Genomic DNA, 26,453 nt, shown 5'->3' with positions numbered 1-26,453 from the left:
GTACCATAGGATACAGGAAAAGTTATGATTTGGCTTATCAAGAAAATGTGCTATTGTATTTACATACATATTCTAATTTTGCTTAAGAATATATATTTCATGTTTTGACTGCTGCTATATTGTATATAGCACAGCAAAAATATCAGGAGGCATAAATGCTACATATCATAGTTCTCAGCAAGGGGTATTTCCCTGAAAAATTAAACACTAAGGATGCTGCAAAGGACAGGGTCATTGTCATTGCATCAGCAAACGATTCCATACCTGTGTCTGCGTATCAGAATGAGATGGTAAGGAACATGGAGGTAAAACTCCTTCCTGAGATAAAGGATACTTTTGCAGAAGGAAAAAACATTTTGCGTATTGCCCAGGCGGTGCTTATAGGTCAGCTTACAGCAGATGAAAATGAATATGAACTCTATACAGATGATGATGTTCTCAAAAAAGGGATTGCCCCTTCTTCAGAATTAAAAGCTTCTTCTAAAAAGCAGCCACGCAAAAAGGTGAACATAGAAGTCGAGACAAAAGAGAAGAAGTCTGAACCCTCCAGCGATAAGGCAATAAAGAAGCAGGAAGAAAAGAAGGAAACACCTTCTGATAAAGAGACTGTAAAGACTTCGGAGAAGAAAACAAAGTCTGAAACAAATGAGAAAGAAACAAAGTCAGCACCGGCAAAGAAAAGACCAATGATCACAAATAAGATGACTGACTTTGCGCCAAAAAAGGAAGGCAAACCTGAAAATAAGGAGAAAAAAACACCTAAGGCTTCTTCGACAAAGAAAGAATCTGTAAAGATTCCCACAATTGCTCAGATTAAAAAGGTATTAGGAGCTGCAAACAGTGGCTACGCTAAAAGTTTACTTGAGGTGTGCAAGAATTCAAATCAGATAACATTCGAAATGAATGTAAGAATGGAACTTGCCAAGGCAGGAATTGATGCAGGTACATGCCAGGAGATTGCAAAAACACTAAACGATGAATTTGGAAAACAGCTCCCAATATCATAAAATTTTAGTTAAAGAAGAAAATTATGTCTATGGATAATAGACTTATAAGAGGTAGGAAATTATATGGATTATCAGTCATGGATAGAGGGTATAGACGGCTTAGCAAGTCTGTATTCTTTTGATCTTCTGGAAGACGGAAGTTATAGCGAGATTCGACTGATGGCAGTTAATAAGAAAAATGTAAGCATGCTTCAGATGAATCCTGCAGCACCGGAATTTTATCCCGGAATATCGTACCGAAATTACTGGATGGATCTGAATTTTGAGAATTATGTTTATAAATGTGCAAGTACTTCCAGCCCTTTGTATTCATATGTTAATGCCCGCGGGGTCTGGCTTAAGGGTTTTTATCTGCCTATATCGAATATCTGGGATGATGATAAATTGCCGGGAGCACCTGCGGGAAGTAGGAGACTATTCTGTCTTTACGTGATAACTTTTTCAGATCAGGTGGAGACGGATTCAATGTCTATGAAGTCTCCGGAAGTTGCCAGTGCTGTGCTGGATATAGGAATCAAGCTACATGAAGCACAGGATTTTTACCAGTCTGTTACTGATGTTGCAGCGCAGATCAGAGTATTCTGCGGTGCTGAAAGGTGTGCCCTGTATACGGTAGATAAGGATACGCAGGAGTGTTCATTTATAGATGCTAGCGGAATGCGAAATCAGTTTATGGAAGAACTTGCCCGGATGATGGGGCGCACTCCTTTTGAAGTGGCAAAGGCCTGGGAAGATGATTTGGCGCTTTCTGACTGTTTGCTGGATGATGATCTTCATATCATAAAAGAACGAGATCCTGCCTGGCATCAATCCTTATGCAGTTATGGGATCCACAATATCATTCTCTATGCTATCAGATATGGTCAGACGTTGGTAGGCTTTATCTGGGCTGCAAACTATGATGCGACAAAGACGGATAAGATAAAGGAAACGCTGGAGCTTTCAACGTTTTTGTTTGCTGCGGTTATAAAAAACCATCAGTTAATGTCTAAACTGGAAATAAAGAGCACAGTAGATGCATTGACACAGGTTGGCAACCGTAATGCTATGGACGAGTACATTGCTGAACTTGTCAAGGAACCCGGACATTTCCCTGAATCTATGGCTGTTGTATTTGCAGATTTGAATGGACTTAAAAAGACTAATGATGAAAAGGGGCATGACGCTGGAGATAAACTGCTAAGGAGGGCTGCAGCTCTTTTAAAGATTGTCTTTGCTGACAATCAGATTTATCGCATCGGAGGAGATGAATTTGTGGTTCTTTGCCCGAATATCACTGAGGAAAAGATGAACGAGCAGGTACGTCAATTAAAGGGTATGGCAGATAATACATACGACGTAAGCTTTGCTGTGGGTAGTGTATATTGCCATGGTGAATATGATTTAAATACTGCTATCCAGGCAGCTGATGAGCAGATGTATCAGGATAAGAAAGCATATTACGGAAGATTAAACTAAAACTTACAATTAAGCTAAATATAATAAAATTGTAGGAATATATAATAGGATAAGTTATGGTGGGGGTGGATTTCTATTATGAAGACAGTTTATGAGTTATTAACAGTGATAATAAACGCTACTTCTAATCAGTTTACCGGTGAAGAAAAAATAGTCCTAATTATTGGAATTATATTTATTTTTATTCTGCTTTCTATTGTCTATTGCTTCTTTATATATATTGTGTACAAAATATGCAAAATGATTTTCAGAAAGATCAAGGCAAAGCACGGAAACAGTATTACTATTCAGTTCGTGGAAAAGGCTATTACAGTGCTGATAATAGCATTTTTCATTGTTGTTCCTATGGGAGGTGATAAACTTGCCCAGTCATTGCTTGGAAGTACTGCAGTAATAGCAGCGATTGTCGGACTTGCTGCAAATGATGTAATAAAAAATATGTTTGCAGGGTTGGAAATAAGTATATATAAGCCCTTTGATATTGGAAACAGAATAGTGTTGGAAGATGGACAGTCCGGAATTGTGGAGAAAATGAACCTGAGACATGTTGTAATACAGCAGCTTGATACAACAAGATTGATTATTCCTAATAGTAGACTTAATGGAGTTACCATAACCAACTTCAGCTATGAGGAGGATGTTCCAAGGTCTATACAGCTTCATTATTCCGTAAGCTACGATACGGATTTGGAAAAGGCTAAAGAGGTAATAAGGAAGACTATTTGTGAAAATCCGCTGACACTAAATAAAGATGGTTATAATCCTGATAATCCTAATAGTAAATCAGTATATTTTCTTGAACTTACTGATAGTTCCATAGTCCTTGGGGCAACAATCTATTATCCACAGGGTATCAGAACAGAAGTAGTAAAAGATGAGGTGAATACTGCTGTATTTAATGCACTAAAGGATAATGGAATCGAAATACCATATAACTATGTCAATGTAGTAATGAGCGGCAACGTATAGAGCCCTGAAATTGTTTAATATGTTCTATTTTAGTTTAAGCTCTTGGCCTTTGCGTATAAGGCTCGGATTCTTGATGATATCTTTGTTGAGTTCATAGATTTCAATCCATTTGTTTGCATCACCAAGCTGCTGTATTGCAATTTTCACCAGGCAGTCACCGGGCTGTACTATGTATGTGGTGCCGGGTGTTTCAGGAGCGTCAGCAGATTCTTGAATGTCATTTGTTTCAGACACAGCTTCAGAAGCTTCCTGCGCATCATTTTCTGCCACTCCAAGGCTGGCCCTCAGAGCATTCTTTTCATCCTCAGAAAGTCCAATAGATGTGAAGTAATCATCTGCCTCGGCTTTTAAATCGACATTTTTGAGATCGGTTGTTCCAAATGCTGATTCAAGACTCTTGGTTATGTTACTGATGATGAAATCATATTTGTCATCGCCGGGTTTTACTCCGTTGTATAGGACATCTGATGTAGCTGATATTCATCATAATAACCACCCGGAGTCTTCATCATCTTCCTGTCTTGCAAAAATACCAAGAGTTCCGGATTCAATATCCGAGTAGTCGCTGCAAAATGGTATATCAAGTATCTGTTCGGCAAATGATACAGTGACCACGTCGCCAAATTTGTATCCGGCATCAAGGATTTCACTGCATTTTGTTGACAAAACGACATTACCATACTTCTTGATTCCGGAAAGATCCAATGTTGCGGTTATTTCCGGTGCTTCTGCAAGGACAGTGATTTTCAGAGGAATAAAAAGAGTCATAACAAGAATAAATGACATGAAGAACAATAATTATTTTTTGCACATTTTTACCTCTTGGTAGAATGAGATTTTAGTGTAGCTGTTTTCTATATAATTGTATGTTATGATGTGGGTGTCAAAAGTATAGAAACACCCTAAAAATGCACATTGATAACTGAATAAAGCTATGTTTTAGTGCTGATCTGCGGTAAAATATTAGTATCAAATCCAGTATTTAACGAGGTTTCAGCCATGTCATTCATCTTAAATGATCATCAGCAAGTGTCTCTTTTTGATTCTCTTACATTTCTCTCAGAAAGAAAACAGAAGATGCTTGAAAGTTCATGGGCTCATCAGTTTTCGCAAGAGATCTTTGTAAACATCAATGAGATGCTGTTTGCTCCATTATACAGCAGTAGTACCAACTCAAGACCAAACGCTCCAATAAATGTTATCGTTGGCGCAATGATGCTTGCTGAGTTCAATGGCATTTCTGAGGATGAGATGATCGAAACCATGGAGTTTGATTTCCGTTATCAGTATGCTCTTCATACTACCAGCTTTGAGAAGCAGCCAATCAGTGACAGGACTTTCAGCCGTTTCCGTGAAAGAGTCTCAGCTTATGAACTTGTGACTGGTATCGACCTTGTTCATGAGTGTATGGTTTCGCTTTCTGATCATATCTGCAAGTTCATGGACTTAAACCCTAACATTAGACGTATGGACAGTATGATGATTGAGTCTAACATCAAGAAGATGGGACGTCTGGAACTGTTGTATACCTGCTTGTCAAATCTTGTAGCAAGCCTTAAACGAGGCGGTTACAATGACAAGATCAAAGGGTTGGAAGCTTATGCGGATCCTAACAACAGGAATCGTGTCGTATATTACGAAAAGGATATCCCTCAGTCAGAACGGATTCAAAAAGTAATCGATGATGCGGTCAAACTTCTTCCAACATGTAAGGATACCCATGGAGAAACCACTGACTATCAACTGCTTGAAAGAGCAATCTCAGAACAGACCAAGGATGATGGCAATGGCCATATCATTCCGAAAGATAAAGGTGAAATGAATGCCACTATTCTTCAGAATCCAGCTGATCCGGAGGCAACCTTCAGAAGTAAGGCTGGTAAAGAGCACCGCGGATATGTAGCCAATCTCACAGAAACTGTTGGTGAAAATGGATCCATTATCACAGACTACCAGTATGATGTGAATACCAGAAGTGATGCATCATTCATCAAGGAATACATCGACAACCAGGAAGAATCTCCTGAAGCTATAGCGCTTATAACCGATGGAGCTTATGACAGCCATGAGATAAAAATGCAGGCTGCTAAAAAAGGCATTGCAGTTTTCTCAACAGGCCTTATTGGTAAACAACCAAATCCTATACTTGCTGAATTTGAGATCACAACTGAAGGTACGGTATCAAAATGTCCTGCTGGAAATGTTCCAAAGAGCACTTCTTACATAAAACAGACAAACAGCGCACGAGTATCTTTCACAAGAGAAACATGTGAAAACTGTCCGCACCGATGTGAATGCAATCCGAAGCTGAAGAAGCGGACTGCCACAATGGTTATATCCTTAAACTCCAGAAAACGTTTGTTAGGATCTTTGGAGATTCTGGATGATGATACCAGAAATAAAATCGGCAGAATCAGGAACGGTGTAGAGACTTCACCGTCAATCCTCAGAAATAAATATGGCGTTGATAAAATGCCTGTCCGTGGAAAGCTAAAGACAAAATACCGCTTTGGCTTTAAAGTTGGTGCCCAAAATTTCGCCAAACTGATGCGGTTTATTAAAGGTAAATCGAAATGCCGGGCATTGGTTATGGAATGACGGTAATAAAGGGGATGAATATGCTCCTCAATAAGGAAATCTGTCATCAAACATAGTTTTATTCAGTTATCAATGTTCAAAATACATGTCAAGGTCACGTATAAATGTGACTTTTGGCACCTACATCATGTTATACGAAATACTAAAGATATTAAGAAAGGCTTAAATTTGCGGGAATAAAAAGTGGCAAAAGTAGTAAAAAACTGAGCAATAATCTGTTAGTGAGCGGTGATTCAGACTGTTATAATTAGCGCGGTACCGTTCAAAAATGAGAAACATGACTTGTTACGGTGCATGTAACAGAACGGTATGAGTCAGATAAAAACATGCGTTTATAGATGGAGGAGAACTTTATAATGGATTATGTTTTTGAAATGCCTGCGGAAATGATGGTAGAGACAGACAAAAAGGGGACAGTAGAGCGTTTTGAATATGACACTTTTACTTATGACGAGGAGAATAAGCCTCTTCACAAGGGTGCCTTTGTTTATCTTCCTTATGGATATGATAAGTCAGTAAAATACAATGTACTATATCTGCTTCATGGTGGCGGATTTACTGAGGAATGGTGGCTAAAGATGTTCCCTGACACCGTGACAATCCTTGATAATATGATTGAGAAGAAGCTATGCGAGCCTTGTATAGTTGTCACTCCCACTTTCTATCACGGTGAGGATGACAAGAATACACATGATGAGGGACGCTGCGAAAATTTCAGACATGAGATAAGAAAGGATCTTGTGCCGGGTATCGAGAGCAGGTACTCAACCTTTACTGAGGGTGATGTATCGGAGGAAAACCTTATAAAAACCCGCTCCCACAGAGCTTTTGCCGGTCTTTCCCTAGGATCCATGACGACCTACAGAGCTGCTTTTTACAATAATTTTGACCTGTTTTCATGGTACGGACCCTTCTCCGGCTGCTGCGGTCCTTTTGGTGATCACGACCTGGAGGTTAAGAGAATCTGCGAGACACTTGAAAATGGCCATAAAAACGGCTATGAGCTTGATTACATGTTCTGCGCGAACGGTGATGCAGACATTGCTTTTGAGGAGCATAAAGACATTATGGGCAGAGCAGTAGCAGAGAGCAAGTACCTTGAACAGGGCAAGAACTATGATTTCTTTATCATACCCGGGGGTGTCCATGACATGAAGGCATGGCAACTGCATATGTACCATGCATTACAGATATTTTTTAAGAAGTAATCAGACCACTACATGAGGAGAAATGCTAAATATTGAAAGATGTGGACTAAACGGTACGCGCTACGTGTTTTTTTGAAACGCCTTTCTATAGCTTAAGGGTAACAAACCTTTGGAATTGCTGAAAAGTTCTGCAAAGTGTCCCGGAGATACATAACCAACTGCTTTTGCAACTTCGGAGACAGGAAGATCAGTATATGCCAGAAGATGCTCCGCATGGTCAATGCGTACCTTTTGTATATAGTCTGCTACGGTCATTCCATAATATGTTTTAAAGGCACTTTTGAGTTTGGTTGTGCCCATACAGGCTATTTTAGATAAAGAATCAATTGAGATTTTATCTGCATAATGGTCATTGATATAAAGACCGAGGCTACTCAATAATTCTGCATCAGCAGAGGACAGGGTGGCCTTATAAAGAGCAGTAGCGGTGCTATTTTACTTAATAAGAAAGAGATTTCTTCTAAAGAGCTTAAGAAAAAAGCCTTTATGGTAATGCAGGATGTGAATTACCAGCTTTTTTCAGACTCGGTTTATAATGAGTGCACTCTCGGAACGGATAAAATTAGTAGGGAGATTGCCGAGAAAACTCTGGAGGAAATGAATCTTCTGGAATTTAAGAACAGACATCCGAACACACTCTCCGGAGGTCAGAAGCAAAGGCTTGCCATAGCAGTAAGCCTTATGATGAATAAAGAAATCCTTCTTTTTGATGAACCTACAAGCGGACTTGACTACAAAAACATGCTTTTATGTGCGGATTTTTTAAAAAAACTGAGAAATAAAGGAAAGATAGTCATAGTGGTAACCCATGATGAAGAATTTATAGATTGTTGCTGCGATGAAATATACAGACTGTCAGAATGAAACTATGCTTCCTGAAAATTATTATCAGATAATGGCATTGATATGAAGGTTAGCCAGTGCTAACATGTATTATTGAAAAAATCTGCAATTTGTAAGGAGGGAGAGTATGAGCTTAAGCGAACTTGGAAAGGACAGCCGGGCGGTTGTTGAAAAACTGACAGGTGACGAGAGATTTATGAGTAGGATCACATCCATCGGTCTTACACCGGGGTGCAGTATCAGGGTTATCAGAAACGATAAGAACAGACCTATGCTTATCTATTCAAGGGATACCCTTATTGCGCTTAACAGGAAAGAGTGTATGGGAATTGAGGTTACGGAGGTGGCAGGATGAGCAGTGCAACAATAGCCCTTCTGGGACAGCCAAATTCAGGTAAATCGACTCTTTTTAATGCGCTTACAGGACTTAGACAGCATGTTGGCAACTGGCCAGGTAAGACAGTTGAAAAGAAAGAAGGTAGCTTTATCTATAAAGGAATGGAGTGCGCTATTGCCGACCTTCCCGGTTCTTACAGCCTTACGGCCAATTCTGACGAAGAACTGATTACAAGAGATTATATCGCATCCGGAAAAGCAGACGTGGTATGCATTCTTGCAGACAGCTCCCAGCTTGAGAGAAGTCTTTTCATGACAGCTGATTATGCAGGTATTGATGTGCCAAGCTTTCTTGTGCTTAACATGGCAGATGTGGCTGCAGATCAGGGAAAAACCATAGACGTAAAATCCATTGAGAAAAAGATTGGAATTCCGGTACTTCTATTTTCTGCTACTGAAGGCAAGAAATATGAACCGTATTATGAAACTATGGAGAGAGCTGTAAAGGAGAAATCCAGGATAAATGTAAAAGCTCTTGAGGCTGAGTATGAGAAAATTGAAGGTTATAGTGAGTTAAAAGAAATAATCCCTGAAGGAATTATCAGCGGTTTTACAACCATGTGGCTTTCTGTAAAGGCTCTTGAAGGTGACAAGCAGGTTCTTTCAATGCTAAAGGCCCGGCTTTCTTTAGAGGATTATAAAAAAGTTCAGAATATCTGTAATAACAGTCAGGGAGCGATAGCTACAGGAAGCAGTAAATTCAGATGGATTGATGAGATACTCGATGGCAGTGTTACTTCCCAAAAAGAAAGTATTGCTCTTGGAAAGCTCGATCAGATATATCTAAGCAGGATATGGGGTAAGCCTGCTGTTATCTTAACAGTACTGCTTGGTCTTATTGCTTCGTTTATTCCGGCACTTCCCTTTATGGGAATAGGGCAGGGGATTGCCGCGTTAAAAACTCCTGTCGCAGCTGCACTTAGTTCAGCAGGATCTCCGGACATTCTGGTTCAGCTTATATGCACAGTTCTTATCCAATCATTCAGCTATATAGTCCAGATGCTGGGATTTGTTTTTGGGGTTACTCTGGTTTTTGGACTCCTTGAAGAAGTCGGCGTTATGGCCCGCATCTCTTATGTCTTTGATAATACCATGGGAAAACTTGGGCTTCAGGGAAAATCTGTTATGCCATTTCTTGTAAGCTTTGGATGCACCATGGGAGGTGCGGCAGGAGCAAGAGTAATCGATAATTGGGGCCAGAAGGTTCTTACAATTGCACTTGCATGGGCAGTTCCTTGCGGAGCAGCATGGGCTGTAATTCCTATGCTTTCGGCTGTATTTTTCGGCCCGGGAGCGGTGCTTGTGATAGTTGCAATTCTTCTTACAATGATCCTGCATATGTGGGTTACAGCGAAAATATTCGGTAGAAAACTGGTTCAGAAAAATGACAGATATGGAATGATAATGGAACTTCCACCTTATCATAAGCCTAAGCTGGGGGCACTTCTTCGTTATGTTCTTGGAAGAACGGGAGACACATTTAAGCGTGTAACAAGCGTTGTCATTTTGGTATGTGGTGTGTTCTGGCTTCTGAGCTATACTTTTGTACCCGGATCACAGCCGATTCTGTATCGCATCGGAACAGCAATTGAACCTGTTACCAAGATTTTCGGTCTTGGATGGCAGCTGTTTATAGCTTTTATTGCATCTGCTGTTGGAAAAGAAGGTGCGATAGGTGTTATCAGCGCACTCTACACAGGTGGAAATCTTTCAGCAGCCTTCAATGCTGCCATGAGCGGAGCCGGAGCAGCATCTAATCTGAACGAAATACTTCTTACAAATGTATCTAAAGCTGAAGCACTTGCCTTTATCTTTGCAATGACCTTCAATATGCCATGTGTCGTGGCTCTTGCAGCTACATTCCAGGAGACTTATTCAGTTAAATGGACTACCAGAATAGCTCTTTATTACACTTTTACAGCACTTCTTTTGGCAGCGGTAGCTTATCGTATTGGACTGCTTATATTCTGATTTTGTTTTTTACGGAGATTAATTATGAAGGATTTAATTGCATTATTAAGTGATGGACATGCCAGAACTGAAAAGCTTCTGGCAATGGAGCTTCACACGACAGTTGAGGATGTAAAAAGACAAATTGAGTATCTTGAACACATGGGAATAATTCGCAGGGTAGATGTTTCCTGCTGCAGCAAAGGCTGCGGCGGGGACTGCGGTAAATGCGCTCCAAAGGATGGCTTTAAGAACATGGGCGAGATGTATGAAATTGTGCTGAATAAAGCTATCTCATGATATAAATATGTTATGCGAGGTCGAAAAACAATACATAGATTCTTGAACTTATTTTCATTTTCTGCGTTCAGGAAGTCATAATAATACGTGATAAAGTGAGAATTGCTTTGGTTTTATGTATTGACAACGCTAATTAGCATATGTTAACATTTTTTAAGTTAGTTATAGCTAACAATAAATGACATAAATAGTCATAAGAAATCTCCTACCTGAAATGCCGCATCTTGCCAATGCGGCATTTTTGCTAAGGTTAAGTCAATCATCATGAGAGTATTACTATATTCCAGTGCAGAAAGCAGGCTAAGTACTGCTGGAATATGATGGTTGATTTAATCAAAAATCTGACAAAACAGGGGTGTTTGAAAAATGCAATTTGAAGAAATGGGAAATATGTCAGGGAAGACATTGATGTTATTGCCTGGAACATGCTGTGACTGGCAGACAAATTTTGGAACGGTCATACCGGATCTTTCTGAGAAATATCACCTTATATGTGTGAACTATGATGGATTCGATGGAAGCGATAATATCTTTCCGGACATGATCACAGTAACTGAAAAAATTGAGAACTATATAAATGAACACCATGCCGGAAGGATTGATGGGGCTATCGGTTCTTCGCTTGGTTCAAGTTTTGTAGGTCAGCTTGTCATGAGAAGGAACGTGCATATAGATCATGCAATCTTTGGCAGTCCGGATCTTGATCAGAGCGGTAAAATATCCGCAAAGCTTCAGTCGATGCTTGTGGTGCCGCTTCTCACAAGCTTTACCGGAAACAAGGAGAAACGAAATAAATCGAAAGAAAAGCTAAAAAAGATATTTGAAATGGATGATGAAAATGCAGAGAAGTTTATGAACTGTTTTTCAAAGTTTAATCCTCAGTCCATTAAAAATGAGTATTACACGGACCTTCTGACACATCTTGAAGAAGACATCAGCGTAGAACACACCAAAGCGCATTTTATCTATGCCAATAAAATGGGGGAGAAGTATCTGAAAAGATACAAGAAATATTTCCATGATCCTGAGATCAGGGAGTTCGATATGCAGCATGAGCAGTGGCTTTTTGGTGGAAAGAAATATGCGGAGCCTGTACTTAAGGCAATAGATGAATTTATGGAAATGCCAATTTAGGCAAGTGATAAAGTTGACTTATTTGGTGACACTAGCAGAACGGGAGGATATGAAAATGCCAAGTATTCAGGCAAAGATGATAAGCAGTCTGTTTAGCCTTGTTGGCGTAAATAAGATGCTCGATAAACAGGGGGAAGATTTTCAAAAACTGTTAAACAAATATGTGGAAAAGCAGAAAATACCCCTTAAGGTTATGCTCCTTGATGAACCCACAAGTAATCTTGATAGTTTGAATGAAGCCGTGATCCTGAAATCTCTAAAAGAAGAAGCAAAGGAAAAGACAGTCGTTCTTGTTTCTCACAGAGAGTCTACCATGAGGATTGCAGATGAAATCTTAAAGTATTGCTTCACCATTATTATTTAATCTTTTTTTCATAGAATGATAATGGTTTTGTGAGGTGTTTATTGTAATACTTAAAATGAGAACATTTTGGAGGATGCATGGATTAAATAGCTAAAGTGCATAATGAAAAAGAGGGAGATAATGTATTTGAAATGGAAGATGATAGCGTTCTTGAATATGTTGCAGCTATGACCGGAGATATGGATGCGACAGTTACAGCAAAAATATTTATGCTTAATGAGGATGCAGAGAAACCCACCGATGGAGTACTGCTCGACAGTGTTACGGAAACGTTTAATTTCGCAGGTTATCACCGTATAAAACTAAACGATAATCTTGTTCTTCGTAAGGGTACTTGCATCAGTATAGTAATTTCTGAGAATGTGCCTGTTGAAGGTGGCGTGAAATATGCGCTGGTCAATAGCAGCAGCCTGAATAAAGCAGGCGCAAAAGCCTTTAATGAGATTCATGAATCCGACGGTATGTCAATTATGCGCTATGCCAAAGCTGTTGTAAATCCCGGTGAAAGCTACATAAGCTTTGATATTGAGAAATGGACTGATTGGACAGATGCCATAGCTGTTTTTGCTAAAAAAGAATCTAATCAGTATATGGCCTATGATAATCTTCCGATTAAGGCATACTTATATCCTTTAGAAGAGGTTGAAAATGTTCATGACCTCTCAGACAAGATTCCCGCTGTCGGCGGACAGGCAGCTGTATGCCCTGAAGATGGATACATATTGCTTGAAATCACAGGAGAATGATTTGTGACTTTCTTTTCTTATAATCGGAGGGCTGAGGGTGAAAAGATGGCTGATAATAACAATAAATCTTTTGATAATGGGGTTTATTCTGTTCTTTATCATAGGGTATGCGAACACTAAGGCAGAAGAGAGCAACAAAAATGAGATTATCGCCTTTGAAAAGATGACCATGACAACAAGTCAGATCATCGCTAATTACCTTGAGGATGAACAGCATCTTTGTGATATATGGGCAAACTACATCAATCGTTCAGCGGAAAACGATACTCCGATGACGACAGAGGACGCTATATCCTATATCAGAAAGGCAAAGATTTCTCCGGAAATTGAAGGACACCTGATCTTTTTGGACAGTCCTGAACGAGAAGGCATCTCGACTACAGGTAAAGTATCTGATCCCGATACCTATACGGTTTCCTATAAGAAGATAGCAATCTTTGACAATATTGAAACTGAGAAGGCTACAAAAGATGTTGTTGGTCTCACAAGAGCCTACACAAACCCTATGAACGGAGTTCAGTCTATTGCTTTTTTAAATAATGTGACTGTTCTTGACAAAGAAAACAACGAGCTGAAAAAAGGTCTTTTGATGCGAGTTGTTCCTTTGAGTCGCCTTGAGCAAAAGCTTGTTTTCCTAAAAGGTGAATACGAAAATGTTGAGATAAGTCTCATTGACAAGGAAGGTAATTACGTTGTTCATGGTAAGTCCTTTAAGAACAGTAATTTCTTTGAGTACTACAAGTCATATAATGCAGCTACGGCAGGAGAATATGAGCATGTGATCAAAGAGATAGCAGGTGGAACAGGCGTCATGACCATCAAGAACTTTAAGAAAGAGGATTGTATTTTGTCCTATACACCTCTTGAAACTATGACGACATGGTTTTTACTTGCCTATATACCTGTGAACGACCTTGTAGCAAGCAGGTCGATAGACTGGTTGCTTCTTGGTATAGCGACTCTTGGCTTTTTAATTCTTTTGATGTTTAATTCGGCTGTCATGATGACTTACAACCGTAAGCTGTCAGAGGCTGCTAAGCAGGCAAATCAGGCTAATGAGGCCAAATCCAACTTCTTATCTACCATGTCCCATGATATCCGTACACCTATGAATGCGATACTGGGATTAAATGAAATGGTACTTCGCGATTGCCGGGATGAAAATATCAGAATGTATTCAGAGAGTATAAGGACTGCGGGAAATACTCTACTTGGCATCATCAACGACATTCTGGATTTTTCCAAAATAGAAGCGGGCAAAATGGAAATTATAAACGTTGATTACTATTTTGCTTCCCTTCTTAATGATCTTGTAAATATGGTGCAAAAGAAAGCGGAAGATAAAGGGCTTTCTTTAAAACTGAACATAGACAGGAATATTCCAACTGTCCTTAACGGGGACGAGATCAGGATTAAGCAGGTTATTATTAATATTCTCTCTAATGCGGTAAAGTACACCAAACAGGGATATATAACTTTTTCCATAAATTCTTACAAGCCTGAGGATAAACCTGATTCAATCATACTTAAAATCAGTGTTGAAGACACCGGTATAGGCATAAAACCTGAAGACCTTGACAAGTTATTTGTTGCTTTTGAACGTATTGAAGAAAAAAGGAACAGGAACATCGAAGGAACAGGACTGGGGATGACTATTGTCCAACGGTTTCTTGATATGATGGGCAGTCATCTTGAAGTGCAAAGCGAATATGGTAAGGGTTCTGTTTTTTCCTTTGAACTTGAGCAGAAGGTCGTTAAATGGGATCCCATCGGAGATTTCGAAGAGGCCTTCAGACGGTCATCCAGCGAGAGGGCAACTTATCATGAGAAATTCACAGCACCTTGCGCAAGAGTACTTGTGGTTGATGATACCACGGTTAATCTTACAGTATTTGTAAACCTGCTTAAGCGGACCGGGCTCCGTATTGATACGGCAGAAAGTGGCGATGAATGCATTTCGCTTTTTAAAAATAATCATTATGATGTTATCTTCCTGGATCATATGATGCCGGACAAAGATGGCATCGAAACCCTCACGGAAATGAAGGAGCTGACGAATACTCCGAATGAAGGAACGCCTGTAATATGTCTTACTGCCAATGCCATATCGGGTATGCGTGAAATGTACACAAATGTCGGATTTGATGACTACCTCACCAAGCCAATTGATGCCGAGCGGTTGGAAATGATGTTATTGCAGTATCTCCCGAAGGATAAGGTGAATACAGTATCCGATAAGGATGACGCTGTCGATAATGAAAAGGATAATAGAGAAGATAATACAGAAGATAATGAGCTTCCCGGATTTCTGTATGATATTAATGAACTCGATTTAGATTCGGGCCTTGAATATTGTGGTGATGCAGAGGATTATATTATGGCTCTTACAACGTACATGAGCAGTGCGGAAAAGAGGGCTGAAGAAATCGAGAACTACTGGAAAGCAGGAGATATACAAAATACAACTATAAAAGTGCATGGGCTTAAGAGTGCTTTACGAATGGTAGGAGCGCTGGAGCTTGGAGAATTCGCTGCAAGCCTTGAGAAGGCCGGAAATAGTGGTGATTCGGAAATGCTGGATAAAGAGCTTTTCGGTCTTTTGGCCAGACACAGGCAGTTGGCGAAGGAACTTGAACCTCTAAATGACTTGCAGGAATAGTACAAAGCGAATGATATTATATAAAGGAAGGTAATGCTTATGAAGAAAAAACTGAGGCTGTTATTTTCTTTGAGTATGACTGTTATGCTTCTTTTACAGGGCTGCGGAGGCCAAAAGAAAGAGGATAGTGCCTTTGTCCCTAAGTATGACAAGGATACCGAGTTTTCTTTAACTGTTGCAGGCAGTTACGGTAACTTTGAATCGCTTGAGGCAGAGTTTGAGCGCTTTTACGAATATTATCCGAGCGCAAATCTACAGTATGTGACAATGGATGATTACAATAATGTCATCTCGAGCGCCCTTGTAAGCAGTGAGCCACCGGATATCTTTATGACCAACAGCGGGATGATTGGAAACGAGATGTATGACAGCATGTTTAAATCTTGCGAGGTTTTGTCAGATTCTTCTGCCAACATTGATTATTCCTGTATAAGGGATTCTCTGATAAGAACTACTGATTCTGGTGATGTTGTTATGCTCCCGATTTTTACCACCTCTTACGGAATGCTTGTCAACATGGATATCTTTGAAAAAGAAGGATTAGAGGTTCCAACTAATTTTAATGAGCTTATGAAAGCCTGCGCTAAGCTTAAGAGTGCAGGATATGAATCTCCCATGATGGGAGCGGATAAATTTACCGGATCCGGGCTGTTTAATTGTTTTGCTTATCCGATGTTTGCCTATAATATCATAAAAAACAGCGATAAGGTAGACGCCCTCAATAATTTCGAGCCTTCATCAGGAGAACTGATGCGTCCTGCACTGGAGAGGCTTTATGAATTTGTGAATTCCGATTGCATAGATGTGGCAAAATGTCAGGAAGAAATAATCGACGAATATGATTCGGTGATAATGAGATTTTTTGAGGGTGATGTACCGATGATGTTTGCTACAGGTGATGTGGTTTCCGGAACGGCTAAGAGAGAGAGTAAGTCTGAAGCTTTTTCGGCACATCCGTTTAAATACAGATTCTTTACCGCTCCTGCAGGTGACGACGGGGGTTATTTTATCAATTCTATCAGTGTTTGCTTTTCCGTTAACAGTCACAGCAGGAACATAGATATGGCCAATGAATTCATGCGGTTTCTGATCAGCAAGGAAGAACTTGGGAACATGGCCGGATTAAAACGTCTGATTACGCCTGTAGATGATTATTCGACTGACGAGCTTTATTCTGCACTCTCCGATATTCCTTCTGACAGGAGCTTTAGTGACAAGGAAACCGGGCTTCTGGATCCGGCGGTCAGACAATTCAGGGCTGCTATCTACGCTGTAGGCAACGGAGAAATGACAGTGGATGAGGCTGTTTCCGCTTACGGAAATATTCCTGAGGAATAGAATGATATGGTGTCAACGACTGACTTAACTGCTGCAGGGGCACATCTTATCCTATTTACAACCGGAAGATTTAAGGATGGAGTAACCTTGTAGCAAGTCATTTTGCCCCTCTAAAATTCTGTCTGAATTTCTGAGGTGTCATTCCAAATTCCCTCTTAAACTGTAGATTGAAATATGAGATGTTGGGGAAACCATTATCCATTGCGATGTCCATCACCGGACGATTTGTCTCTTCCAGCTCATGAGCGGCATTCTGGATACGGCAGTGATTAATGTATTTTATTGCGCTCATTCCTACATTTTCATTAAAAATTCGCATAAAGTAGCTCTCACTAAAACCACTGATAGCAGCAAGCTCAGAGATGGTCAGCTTGTCCTGACAATGTTCGGATATATATTGAAGAACAGAGCGCAGCTGAATTCGCCCGGAAAGAACACTTTCGCTCTCTTCGGGCGTTTTTATGTGTCTGTTTTCGAATAAGAGAATTATGGTATATAAGAGGTGCTCTCGAAGGCGCAGTTCATATAGGAATGGACGCTCATTGAAGCATTTTAAGGCTTTCATAAATTCTGTGCGGATCGATTTATATCCCTCACTTTTCTTATCAATGAATGCCGGCATAACAAGCTGACCTTCTGCCAGTGGTCGAAGATACTTTGATGCAGACAGATCCTGACCACCGGCCCCAAGTAGATCCAGGCTGAAAACAAGACTGTCAGAAATAAGAATCTTTCCGGGAACCTCCGATGCGGAGTGTGTACAGAAGGGAGGAACAAGAATAATATCACCGGGTTTTGCAAGGAAGGTTTCCTGTCCTACCCTATAAGCGCAGACGCCACTCTTAACCAGAGTAATCTCCATCTCCTCATGCCAGTGAAGAGCTACTTCACCATAGGATTTAGGAATGATGGAATGGTAGCTGTTTACCGGTAGAAATATATCACCATGGCTGGCATTTTCATGTTCTGAAAGGATGACTTCTTTTTTTGACATAGGATTTCCTCTTGGGTTGTGTGCTTTTTTAGAATAAATACATATAATAGGATTGTGTTAGTAATTGGCATTATATAGCAAGAAAAAATGCTATTCATTATAGTATTATACTATCAACGCGAGACAAAAACATTTATTTTTTATAAAGTGAGGTATACAAAATGGCAGCAAAATGGTTAAAGGATACAGTTTTTTATGAAATCTATCCTCAGTCATTCAATGACACAAACGGAGATGGAATAGGGGATATCAACGGAATCACAGAGAAGCTTGACTACATAAAGAAACTTGGTTGTAATGCTCTCTGGATCAACCCCTGCTATGACTCACCCTTCAAGGATGCGGGGTACGACGTACGTGATTATAAGAAGGTTGCTCCACGTTACGGAACCAATGAGGATCTTTTCAATCTCTTTGAGGAGGCACATAAAAAGGGAATTAAGGTGCTGCTTGATCTTGTTCCGGGTCACACCTCTGAGGAGCATGAATGGTTTAGACAGAGCCAGAAGGCTGAGGATAATGAGTATTCTGACAGATTTATCTGGACGGATTTCTGCTTTAAGGGTGCAAACGGATTACCTTATGTGGGTGGAGAAAGTGAGAGAAGCGGCTGCTATATTCTGAACTTTTTCAAATGTCAGCCGGCTCTTAACTACGGATTTCTGAATGTGACAGAGCCCTGGCAGAAGAGCATGAGCGATCCTGCTGCGATAGCAACAAGAGAAGCAATGAAGGATGTCATGAGATTCTGGCTTTCCCACGGATGCGATGGTTTCAGAGTAGATATGGCTTCATCTCTTGTAAAAAATGATGACGATAAAAAGAGCGGAACCAGCGCAATTTGGCGTGATGTCAGAAGAATGCTTGATCTCGAATTCCCTGAGGCAGCTATGGTTGCTGAGTGGAGTAATCCGCCGCTTGCACTTCGAGCAGGTTATGATATGGACTTTTGCCTGAATTCTATGGGAAGTGGCTATTCAACACTGATGCGTGATTACTACAACCATGTTTATGGCGAGCAGGTTCAGAAAAATGCTGAGGATCATAGCTATTTTAAGAAGGATGCCGGTGGAAGCATTAACAGATTTCTTGACCAGTATATGGATTGGTATGAGGATACCAAAGGTATTGGATATATGTCCCTACTTACCTGCAATCACGATACACTAAGACCCAGCTATAACCTTGATGAGCGCGAATTGAAGCTGGCATATTCCTTCATTTTCACACTTCCCGGAGTGCCTTTCCTGTATTACGGCGATGAAATCGGCATGAAATATCTGGCCATTCCCACCAATGAGGGTGGATATTTCAGAACAGGTTCAAGAACTCCCATGCAGTGGTCTTCCGGTGAGAACCTTGGTTTCTCAGAAGCTCCCGCTGACAAGCTCTATCTTCCTGTAGATTGTGATAAAGATGCTCCTACAGTTGAGTCGCAGGAAAAGGATGAGAACTCACTTCTTAACACGGTGAAGAAGATTCTCGCCCTCAGGCACAGCGAGGAAAGTCTTCAGGCTGACGCTGAATTTGTACCTGTCTGCACAGAGGAGAATAAACCTTTTGTATACAAGAGAGGTGAATTGTTCTGTATGGTCAATCCCACAGGAAAACCTTTGGAAGTAAGTCTTAATGAAATGCCTAATGGAGAGGTATTATACAAGGTTGGCGATGCAAAGGTGGCAGATGGTAAACTGCTTGTCGACGCTCAGAGCTTTGCGGTAATGAGATAATTTCACATTTTATGTTGCAGCAGGCTGATTCCTGTAGCTGCTGGGAGAAAAACCGCTATACTTTTTAAACGCCTTGGAAAAAGTGAATATGTCATTATATCCGACAGCGAATGCAATGTATTGTATTGAGCTGTCGGAATTTTTTAGCATTTTTTGGGCTGTTTGCATTCGATAGGTCTGAATATAATCTTTTATTGTGGTTCCTGTTGCATCACGAAAAAGCCTGGAGAGGTAACTTCTGTTAAGCCCACAGGTGTCTGCAATAGTATCAACATGTATATTTTCCGAATACTTAAGCTGAATAAATTTTATAACTGTTCTTACATACTGAAGCTGCTGGCTTTCGTTATTCTTTTCTGTGGCTGTCAGATATGCTTTTTTTAAGTAATCCATTATCTCATAGACTTTAGCGAGGCAATAGTATTCGCTTTCATAGTCATTGAAAATGTCGGACAGAATATCAAAAAGATTACGAAAATTTCCTGTTTTGGAAGATATTATATCCTTTACCGGATTGTATTCATCAATCTGACAATCTTTAAGAGCTTCGAGCATAACGGCACCGCCGATATGAGTCCAACAGTATTCCCACGGATCATCCTTGTCAGCTTCGTAATATGCCATGATATTTGCAGGAATATAGAAAAGCTGGTTTGCATGTATATGATACTCTTTTCCCATTATCTGTAGTTTGCCTTTTCCCGAAATCACAAAATGCAAAATGCCCCTTGGGCGTAAGACAGGACCGTAGGAATAACCTGGTTCGCATTTGTAATTTCCTATCTCATAAATGCGAACTTCTGCGCTTTTGTCGTAATCCAAAAAGGCGCAAAAATCAAAACCTAAACCGTTTGAGGAAGTTTTCATGTGCATTCACCTCACAAAATGACAAATTTTAACAACATAATAACATGTTATTAAATGTTGTGCGATATTAAAATTGCATTTGTTGAAACAAATAAACCAAGGGTGCAGATAACCAAAGGAAGAGGTATCTGCAGCAAAATGGGAGGACAAAAATGAAAAAGAAAGCATTAGCACTTGTACTTAGTACAGTAATCGCAGCAGGCATGGTTGGATGCGGTTCATCAGATTCAGGAAATACAGGAGCAGCAAATGAAAATGTTACTGATACTGCAGAGAATACAGATACAGCATCAGGCAGTTCTGAAGGCGGCTATTCAACAGATCAGATTACTATCAATATTTGGGATGCTAACCAGCAGGAAGGAATCCAGCAGATCGCTGATGACTGGACAGCTACATCAGGAGTTAAGTGCTCTGTAGAAGTTATCGATTGGGATAATTATTGGACACTCCTTGAGGCAGGAGCTTCAGGTGGAGAGATGCCTGACGTATTCTGGATGCATTCAAACACAGCACAGATGTATATGGAGAATGATATTCTTCTTGATCTTACAGACTACATCGCAAATGATGCTTCAATCGATAAGGCAAATTATTACGAAGGTGTTTGGGATCTTTATAGCAGCAACGGTAAGCAGTACGCTCTTCCTAAGGATCATGACACAATCGCACTTCTTTACAACAAGGCAATCTTTGACCAGTATGGTGTAGAGTATCCTACAGACAACTGGACATGGGAAGATATGTATGAAGCAGCTAAGAAGATCACAGAGGGTTCAAACGGTGAAGTATACGGCATGGCTATGAATACTTCCAATAACCAGGATGGCTGGTACAACCTTGTTTATGATTACGGCGCACAGGTTATTACAGATGATCACAAGGGAACAACAATCGGTTCTGATGAAGGTAAAGCAGGTATGGAGATGTGCAGAAAGCTTCTTACAGTAGGTGCTCCTCAGTCAGTAGTTGCTGAAACCGGTACAGATTCACTCTTCATGTCAGGTAAGACTGCTATGATCACACAGGGTTCATGGATGATCAATTCCTTCTATAAAGCAGAAAACCACGCTGATTATGCATGGTCAATGCTTCCTTATGCAGACGTTAACGGAAACGGATCATGCGATGCAGGTGAGCGTTACTCAGCTTATAACGGACTTGGATGGGCAGCAAATGCTAACGTAGCTGATCCTAAGGCTTGCTATGACCTTATTGCATACTTCTGCTCAGAGGAAGGTCAGAAGAAGCAGGCTGAGCTCGGTGTAACAATGGGTGGTATGAAGGGCGTTTCAGAAGCTTTCTCAGGTGCTTTCGAAGGAATGGATGTATCTGCATTTGTAAGAGCTGAGGAAGAGGGAGATCTGTTCTTCCGTCCTTACACAAGAAACACAACTGTTTGGGAAGATGCACTTCAGCAGGCAGGCGGTTTCCTTGATGCTTGGCAGAATCCCGAAGATGCTGCAACAATGGCAACAGCTTGTGATAATGCTCAGAAGATAATCGAGGATGCTATCGCAGCAGAGTAAAACATACAAGATTCACAAAATATCGGGATGGTATTTATTTGCCTCTTTGCGAAAGCAAAGAGGTAAATTTTAGGGAAATTTTAAATGAGGAGAAAGAATAATGAGTAAAGGGAAAATGACTCCGTCGCAAAAAAGACAGGCTATATGGGGATGGGCTTTTATTACACCCACGATGCTGGGTCTGATAATACTAAATTTTTATCCGGCTATAAACACGGTATACCAGTCTCTTTGCAAAACCGGAGATTTCGGAAAAGGAAACAAGTTTGTCGGACTTGCAAATTATCAGGCTGTGATTGGAAATACAGAAACCTGGCAGTCATTATGGAACACTGTAAAATATGCGATAGTAGAGGTTCCGCTTGGAATTGTAATTGCACTTATACTTGCTGTTCTTCTGCAGAATAAGCTTCCGGGAAAAGGATTTTTCCGTACTTTATTCTTTCTCCCCATGGTGTGTGCACCTGCAGCCGTTGCAATGGTATGGAAATGGCTTTATAACCAGCAATTCGGTCTTTTGAATAACTTTTTCCACACAAATGCAGCCTGGATATCCGATCCGAACATTGCCTGGATCAGTGTAGGTATAATCGGGGTATGGTCAATTATCGGATATAACATGGTCCTTTTCATTGGTGGTCTTCAGGAGATACCCAAAGACTATTATGAAGCAGCCCAGATTGACGGTGCATCCGGACTTTCACAGTTTTTTAATATAACAGTTCCGCTTCTTAGTCCTACGACGTTTTTCATCGTACAGACAAGAATTATCGGTGCTCTTACGGTATTTGATCTTATGTTCATGGTTATGGATAAAACAAACCTGGCTCTTAACAAAACACAGTCAATTGTTTATCTGTTCTATACATATGCATTTACCAACAGTAACAGGGGATATGGCGCCGCAATAGTTGTTGTACTTGTTGTATTTATAATGATAACAACCTTGTTTCTCCAGAAACTTGAGAAGAAGATTGTATTCTATAACTAAGAAAGGGAACATGTTATGGATAGTATGAAAAAGAAATATGTAGTAAATAAAATACTTACTTATACTGTGCTTATTATATTTTCAATAATAATGCTGGTACCGTTTGTATGGATGATACTTACTGCATTAAAGACAAATCAGGAAGCTATTTCGGTTAATCCGTTTTATATTTTACCTGCACATGGGTGGCATTTTGAGAACTTCGCTACAGTTTGGAAGAGCTACAATTTTGTTACACTCTATAAAAATACAATATTGTTTATTTTCTTCCGTGTTGTATGTGCCTGTCTCACAGCCACCATGGCAGGATATGCGTTTGGAAGACTTGAATTTCCGGGAAAGAAGCTGATGTTTTCGCTGGTTCTTATCCAGATGATGATTCCTTCTCAGATTTTCATCATTCCTCAGTATCTTATGGCTTCCAAGCTACATATTTTAAATTCAACAGCGGGTCTGGTACTTCCCGGAGTTGTAACAGCCTTCGGAACCTATTTGTTAAAAACAGGATATCAGAGTCTGCCAAAGGATCTTGAAGAAGCAGCGGCAATTGATGGATGTAATATCGGTCAGACTTTTCTTTTCATCATGATGCCGTTAACAAGATCTTCTATGATTTCACTTGGAATCTTTACTGCATTGTTTGCATTTAAAGACCTCATGTGGCCCATGATTGTTTGTACAAATGCACAGACGACAACACTTAGTGCGGGCCTTGCAAAGATGCAGGGACAATATGGCAGTGACTATCCGGCAATGATGGCTGCAGCAGTGCTTGCAATTGTACCTATGATTGTAATTTACATAATATTCCAGAAGCAGTTCGTTGAAGGTATTGCCACATCAGGTGGTAAGCTCTGATTGGGAGACTAAAGATGGCGATTAATTTTAATGAAAAAAAGAAGATATTCTTTCTTACAACCAAGAACACAGAATATCAGATGAAAATAAATGAATATGATATGCTCCTTCACACTTACTATGGAGCATCTGTAGGCAAAACAGATATGTCCTATCTTGTTCGCGAGATTGACAGGGGATTTTCAGGAAATCCTTATGAAGGAAGAGATAAGAGAGGTATTTCACCGGATACTTTGCCTTTTGAATACAGTACCTACGGAGCAGGTGATTTCAGAGTAAATGCAGCCGGAGTAATTCTTTCAAACGGTAGCAGAACAATGGATCTTAGGTATAAGAGCTACTCTGTAAGTGAAGGAAAAAAAGAACTTTCAGGTCTTCCTTATGTTAGGGGTGAGGAAGACAATGTACAGATGCTCGAGATTATACTTGAGGATAAAACAGCTAATATAGAGGTTTGTCTTACTTATGGAGTGTTTGAAGAAAAGGATATTATCACAAGATCTGCTATGATAAAAAACAATTCAGATAAGCCCTGTCAGCTCACAAAGGCAGCTTCAATGTCTATGGATTTACTTCATAAGAAGATGGATCTTATACATTTTCATGGAAGACATGCCATGGAGAGACAGGTAGAGAGGGTACAGCTTACCCATGATATTCATGTGGTTGGCTCAAAACGCGGTACAAGTTCACACCATAATAATCCTTTTATCATTCTGTGTGACCATGATGCTACTGAAAATAACGGTGAATGCTATGGATTTATGCTTGTTTACTCCGGTAATCACGCAGAGGAAATAGAAGTTGACCAGGCTGGAAGCATCAGAGTGGTGAGTGGTATCGGAAGTGAAGGATTTTCATGGCTCCTTAACAAAGATGAGAGCTTTGTTACCCCGGAAATTATTATGGCTTATTCGGGTAATGGACTTAACGAGCTTAGTTATTTGTATCACAGAATAATTCGGGAAAACGTATGTCCTAAAGAATTTCGTGATGTGAAGCGCCCTGTGCTTATAAACAACTGGGAAGGAACGTATTTTAACTTCGACGAAAAGAGCTTATTTGAAATCGTGGATGCTGGACACGAAGCCGGGATTGAAATGTTTGTCTTGGATGACGGCTGGTTTGGAAAAAGAGATGACGATAACAGCGGGCTTGGTGACTGGTTTGTAAATGACAGAAAGCTCCCCGGAGGTATAACAAAGATAGCAGAGCATGCTGATTCTCTTGGTATGAAATTCGGTCTTTGGTTTGAACCCGAAATGGTAAATGAGGATTCAGATCTTTTCAGGACTCATCCGGATTGGGCACTGTGTGATCCGGACAGAAAACCTGTTATGGGAAGAAATCAGCTGGTTCTTGATATGTCACGAAAAGAAGTAGTTGACTATATTTTTGAGAGCATGGCAAAGGTTATTGATTCTGCAAAGATTTCTTATATTAAATGGGATTTCAACAGATCTATGGCTAACATTTATTCAAACGCTCTTCCTGCAGACAGACAGGGTGAGGTTGCTCACAGATTCATGCTGGGAACATATGATTTATTGTCAAGAATAAGGAAAAACTATCCTGAGATTATGATGGAAGGCTGTTCAGGCGGAGGCGGAAGATTTGATGCGGGAATCCTTTTCTATTCGCCCCAGATCTGGTGCTCTGATAACAGCGAAGCAATAAATCGTTTGAAGATTCAGAAGGGGACAGGCTTTGGCTATCCCGTAAGTACTATGGGAAGCCATGTATCAGCTTCTCCGAACCATCAGAACGGAAGGGAAGTTCCGTTTATTACAAGAGCAATTATTGCCATGTCAGGTACCTTTGGATATGAACTCGATCCCAGAAAGCTATCTGATGAGGAAAAGGAAGAAATAAAGAAAGAAGTAAGTCTGTTCAACAGATATTATGATCTTATTCAGAGAGGCCGTTACTTTAGAATTAGTAATGAAAAAACTGAGGATTACTTTACTTCCTGGCAATTTGTGTCAGGGGATAAATCAGAGTCGCTTGTCAGCCTTGTAGTTACTGATGTAAGGGCAAATCCTGAAATTCCCTTCATTAAACTACAGGGACTTGATCCGGAGGGAGAATACGTAATAGATAATATCTTTACCTCAGTTACGAATGCACCGGAGGAAGCCGGAATTAAGTCAAAAGAGGAAAAAGATAAAATCAGGTATTCCGGAAGAGCACTTATGAATGGAGGATTGGCGCTTGATCCTTTGTACGGAGTATATCCGTCTGTACAGATACATTTAAAAAGGCTCTAAATTAGTAAAAATATAAATATAATATAAAAAAAATGAGTAAAGCAGATTCTTATCATTACTGAGTGGGATCTGCTTTTTTGTGGAGTAGAGTACAAATGGTGTAAGTGAGAAAAGTTATCAATTACACGTATTTTAGAACAATTCTGATTATGATAATCTTAAGGAAGCAAACAAATGTGGGAGGGATTTATTCTGCATTTGTTTGTTTTTGTTTTAGGCTTTCCTGAATGCAAAAATCAAAATGTGT

Annotated in this window: 24 protein-coding genes; 19 read left to right on the top strand and 5 right to left on the bottom strand. The window is 40.1% G+C overall.

Annotated features, from left to right (window positions below; translation table 11 throughout):
* Positions 1-155: 155 nt before the first annotated feature.
* The 3 genes from BV60_RS0101200 to BV60_RS0101190 all read left to right on the top strand — a co-directional run bounded on the left by BV60_RS0101200 (position 156) and on the right by BV60_RS0101190 (position 3,434).
* Positions 156-1,007: a hypothetical protein gene (locus BV60_RS0101200; RefSeq protein WP_029319003.1), complete on the top strand. Its 852-nt coding sequence runs from the start codon at positions 156-158 to the stop codon at positions 1,005-1,007.
* 63 nt (positions 1,008-1,070) lie between these two features.
* Positions 1,071-2,465 (top strand): GGDEF domain-containing protein, encoded by a 1,395-nt coding sequence (locus BV60_RS0101195; RefSeq protein ID WP_029319002.1) that lies wholly within the window; start codon positions 1,071-1,073, stop codon positions 2,463-2,465.
* A gap of 78 nt (positions 2,466-2,543) precedes the next feature.
* Positions 2,544-3,434, top strand: a complete 891-nt coding sequence (locus BV60_RS0101190) for a mechanosensitive ion channel family protein (protein WP_029319001.1) — start codon at positions 2,544-2,546, stop codon at positions 3,432-3,434.
* A 24-nt stretch (positions 3,435-3,458) separates the two neighbouring features.
* On the opposite strand, the gene BV60_RS0101185 is transcribed toward BV60_RS0101190, so the two are convergent.
* On the bottom strand, positions 3,459-3,704 hold the full coding sequence (locus tag BV60_RS0101185) for a LysM peptidoglycan-binding domain-containing protein (RefSeq protein ID WP_051656423.1): 246 nt from the start codon (positions 3,702-3,704) through the stop codon (positions 3,459-3,461).
* 213 nt (positions 3,705-3,917) lie between these two features.
* A complete protein-coding gene (locus tag BV60_RS0101180) occupies positions 3,918-4,220 on the bottom strand; it encodes a hypothetical protein (RefSeq protein WP_029318999.1) in 303 nt (100 codons plus the stop codon).
* A gap of 213 nt (positions 4,221-4,433) precedes the next feature.
* On the opposite strand from BV60_RS0101180, the gene BV60_RS0101175 reads away from it, so the two are divergent.
* Positions 4,434-6,032 (top strand): transposase, encoded by a 1,599-nt coding sequence (locus BV60_RS0101175; protein WP_029318998.1) that lies wholly within the window; start codon positions 4,434-4,436, stop codon positions 6,030-6,032.
* A gap of 356 nt (positions 6,033-6,388) precedes the next feature.
* Positions 6,389-7,240, top strand: coding sequence for an alpha/beta hydrolase (locus BV60_RS20690; protein WP_029318997.1), 852 nt, complete (start codon positions 6,389-6,391; stop codon positions 7,238-7,240).
* A 60-nt stretch (positions 7,241-7,300) separates the two neighbouring features.
* Here the strand turns inward: BV60_RS20690 and BV60_RS0101165 are convergent, their stop codons facing one another.
* Positions 7,301-7,618, bottom strand: coding sequence for a helix-turn-helix domain-containing protein (locus tag BV60_RS0101165; RefSeq protein WP_029318996.1), 318 nt, complete (start codon positions 7,616-7,618; stop codon positions 7,301-7,303).
* 9 nt (positions 7,619-7,627) lie between these two features.
* Here BV60_RS0101165 and BV60_RS0101160 point away from each other — a divergent pair, with 9 nt between their 5' ends.
* From BV60_RS0101160 to BV60_RS0101120, 9 genes are all read left to right on the top strand, one after another.
* On the top strand, positions 7,628-8,104 hold the full coding sequence (locus tag BV60_RS0101160) for an ATP-binding cassette domain-containing protein (RefSeq protein WP_081846525.1): 477 nt from the start codon (positions 7,628-7,630) through the stop codon (positions 8,102-8,104).
* A gap of 106 nt (positions 8,105-8,210) precedes the next feature.
* Complete coding sequence (locus BV60_RS0101155) at positions 8,211-8,438, top strand: FeoA family protein (RefSeq protein ID WP_029318994.1); 228 nt, start codon at positions 8,211-8,213, stop codon at positions 8,436-8,438.
* A complete protein-coding gene (feoB, locus tag BV60_RS0101150; protein WP_029318993.1) occupies positions 8,435-10,450 on the top strand; it encodes a ferrous iron transport protein B in 2,016 nt (671 codons plus the stop codon). The genes BV60_RS0101155 and feoB overlap by 4 nt, the downstream gene beginning before the upstream one ends.
* A gap of 24 nt (positions 10,451-10,474) precedes the next feature.
* Positions 10,475-10,729 (top strand): FeoC-like transcriptional regulator, encoded by a 255-nt coding sequence (locus BV60_RS20685; protein ID WP_035776869.1) that lies wholly within the window; start codon positions 10,475-10,477, stop codon positions 10,727-10,729.
* A gap of 366 nt (positions 10,730-11,095) precedes the next feature.
* The gene (locus BV60_RS0101140; protein WP_035776868.1) at positions 11,096-11,863 is read left to right on the top strand and encodes an alpha/beta fold hydrolase; all 768 of its coding nucleotides are present in this window, start codon (positions 11,096-11,098) and stop codon (positions 11,861-11,863) included.
* 55 nt (positions 11,864-11,918) lie between these two features.
* Complete coding sequence (locus BV60_RS0101135; protein ID WP_029318991.1) at positions 11,919-12,227, top strand: hypothetical protein; 309 nt, start codon at positions 11,919-11,921, stop codon at positions 12,225-12,227.
* A gap of 95 nt (positions 12,228-12,322) precedes the next feature.
* Complete coding sequence (locus BV60_RS0101130) at positions 12,323-12,973, top strand: lectin like domain-containing protein (protein ID WP_029318990.1); 651 nt, start codon at positions 12,323-12,325, stop codon at positions 12,971-12,973.
* 37 nt (positions 12,974-13,010) lie between these two features.
* Entirely contained in the window at positions 13,011-15,632 is a 2,622-nt protein-coding gene (locus BV60_RS21505; protein WP_051656421.1) for an ATP-binding protein, read from the top strand.
* Positions 15,633-15,671: 39 nt separating this feature from the next.
* Positions 15,672-16,970: an ABC transporter substrate-binding protein gene (locus BV60_RS0101120; protein WP_029318988.1), complete on the top strand. Its 1,299-nt coding sequence runs from the start codon at positions 15,672-15,674 to the stop codon at positions 16,968-16,970.
* Positions 16,971-17,067: 97 nt separating this feature from the next.
* Here BV60_RS0101120 and BV60_RS0101115 read toward each other — a convergent pair whose 3' ends face one another.
* Positions 17,068-17,964 carry a helix-turn-helix domain-containing protein gene (locus BV60_RS0101115; protein ID WP_051656420.1) on the bottom strand — a complete coding sequence of 299 codons (897 nt, stop codon included), beginning with the start codon at positions 17,962-17,964 and terminating at the stop codon, positions 17,068-17,070.
* Between the two features lie 161 nt (positions 17,965-18,125).
* On the opposite strand from BV60_RS0101115, the gene BV60_RS0101110 reads away from it, so the two are divergent.
* Complete coding sequence (locus tag BV60_RS0101110; protein WP_029318986.1) at positions 18,126-19,694, top strand: alpha-amylase family glycosyl hydrolase; 1,569 nt, start codon at positions 18,126-18,128, stop codon at positions 19,692-19,694.
* 9 nt (positions 19,695-19,703) lie between these two features.
* On the opposite strand, the gene BV60_RS0101105 is transcribed toward BV60_RS0101110, so the two are convergent.
* On the bottom strand, positions 19,704-20,561 hold the full coding sequence (locus BV60_RS0101105) for an AraC family transcriptional regulator (RefSeq protein ID WP_029318985.1): 858 nt from the start codon (positions 20,559-20,561) through the stop codon (positions 19,704-19,706).
* A 152-nt stretch (positions 20,562-20,713) separates the two neighbouring features.
* Between BV60_RS0101105 and BV60_RS0101100 the strand changes: the two genes are divergently transcribed.
* From BV60_RS0101100 to BV60_RS0101085, 4 genes are all read left to right on the top strand, one after another.
* On the top strand, positions 20,714-22,090 hold the full coding sequence (locus tag BV60_RS0101100; protein WP_029318984.1) for an ABC transporter substrate-binding protein: 1,377 nt from the start codon (positions 20,714-20,716) through the stop codon (positions 22,088-22,090).
* Positions 22,091-22,190: 100 nt separating this feature from the next.
* Positions 22,191-23,081, top strand: a complete 891-nt coding sequence (locus tag BV60_RS0101095; RefSeq protein WP_029318983.1) for a carbohydrate ABC transporter permease — start codon at positions 22,191-22,193, stop codon at positions 23,079-23,081.
* A gap of 15 nt (positions 23,082-23,096) precedes the next feature.
* Positions 23,097-23,939: a carbohydrate ABC transporter permease gene (locus BV60_RS0101090; protein ID WP_035776865.1), complete on the top strand. Its 843-nt coding sequence runs from the start codon at positions 23,097-23,099 to the stop codon at positions 23,937-23,939.
* A 14-nt stretch (positions 23,940-23,953) separates the two neighbouring features.
* Entirely contained in the window at positions 23,954-26,206 is a 2,253-nt protein-coding gene (locus BV60_RS0101085) for an alpha-galactosidase (protein ID WP_029318981.1), read from the top strand.
* The last annotated feature ends 247 nt before the right edge of the window (positions 26,207-26,453 follow it).

Source organism: Butyrivibrio sp. AE3004 (genome assembly GCF_000703165.1).
GTDB lineage: Bacteria > Bacillota > Clostridia > Lachnospirales > Lachnospiraceae > Butyrivibrio.
The sequence above is the reverse complement of the archived record's forward strand: the minus strand, read 5'-3'. Positions and strand labels throughout refer to the sequence as shown.

Bases quoted from the DNA above. Each gene is read 5' to 3' on its own strand.
- BV60_RS0101090 (WP_035776865.1), top strand. From the start codon at position 23,097: ATGGATAGTATGAAAAAGAAATATGTAGTAAATAAAATACTTACTTAT.
- BV60_RS0101195 (WP_029319002.1), top strand. From the start codon at position 1,071: ATGGATTATCAGTCATGGATAGAGGGTATAGACGGCTTAGCAAGTCTG.
- BV60_RS0101115 (WP_051656420.1), bottom strand. From the start codon at position 17,964: ATGTCAAAAAAAGAAGTCATCCTTTCAGAACATGAAAATGCCAGCCAT.
- BV60_RS0101085 (WP_029318981.1), top strand. From the start codon at position 23,954: ATGGCGATTAATTTTAATGAAAAAAAGAAGATATTCTTTCTTACAACC.
- BV60_RS0101175 (WP_029318998.1), top strand. From the start codon at position 4,434: ATGTCATTCATCTTAAATGATCATCAGCAAGTGTCTCTTTTTGATTCT.
- BV60_RS0101155 (WP_029318994.1), top strand. From the start codon at position 8,211: ATGAGCTTAAGCGAACTTGGAAAGGACAGCCGGGCGGTTGTTGAAAAA.
- BV60_RS0101110 (WP_029318986.1), top strand. From the start codon at position 18,126: ATGGCAGCAAAATGGTTAAAGGATACAGTTTTTTATGAAATCTATCCT.
- BV60_RS0101105 (WP_029318985.1), bottom strand. From the start codon at position 20,561: ATGAAAACTTCCTCAAACGGTTTAGGTTTTGATTTTTGCGCCTTTTTG.
- BV60_RS0101095 (WP_029318983.1), top strand. From the start codon at position 22,191: ATGAGTAAAGGGAAAATGACTCCGTCGCAAAAAAGACAGGCTATATGG.
- BV60_RS0101180 (WP_029318999.1), bottom strand. From the start codon at position 4,220: ATGTCATTTATTCTTGTTATGACTCTTTTTATTCCTCTGAAAATCACT.
- feoB (WP_029318993.1), top strand. From the start codon at position 8,435: ATGAGCAGTGCAACAATAGCCCTTCTGGGACAGCCAAATTCAGGTAAA.
- BV60_RS20690 (WP_029318997.1), top strand. From the start codon at position 6,389: ATGGATTATGTTTTTGAAATGCCTGCGGAAATGATGGTAGAGACAGAC.
- BV60_RS0101190 (WP_029319001.1), top strand. From the start codon at position 2,544: ATGAAGACAGTTTATGAGTTATTAACAGTGATAATAAACGCTACTTCT.
- BV60_RS0101100 (WP_029318984.1), top strand. From the start codon at position 20,714: ATGAAAAAGAAAGCATTAGCACTTGTACTTAGTACAGTAATCGCAGCA.
- BV60_RS0101200 (WP_029319003.1), top strand. From the start codon at position 156: ATGCTACATATCATAGTTCTCAGCAAGGGGTATTTCCCTGAAAAATTA.
- BV60_RS20685 (WP_035776869.1), top strand. From the start codon at position 10,475: ATGAAGGATTTAATTGCATTATTAAGTGATGGACATGCCAGAACTGAA.
- BV60_RS0101120 (WP_029318988.1), top strand. From the start codon at position 15,672: ATGAAGAAAAAACTGAGGCTGTTATTTTCTTTGAGTATGACTGTTATG.
- BV60_RS0101135 (WP_029318991.1), top strand. From the start codon at position 11,919: ATGCCAAGTATTCAGGCAAAGATGATAAGCAGTCTGTTTAGCCTTGTT.
- BV60_RS0101140 (WP_035776868.1), top strand. From the start codon at position 11,096: ATGCAATTTGAAGAAATGGGAAATATGTCAGGGAAGACATTGATGTTA.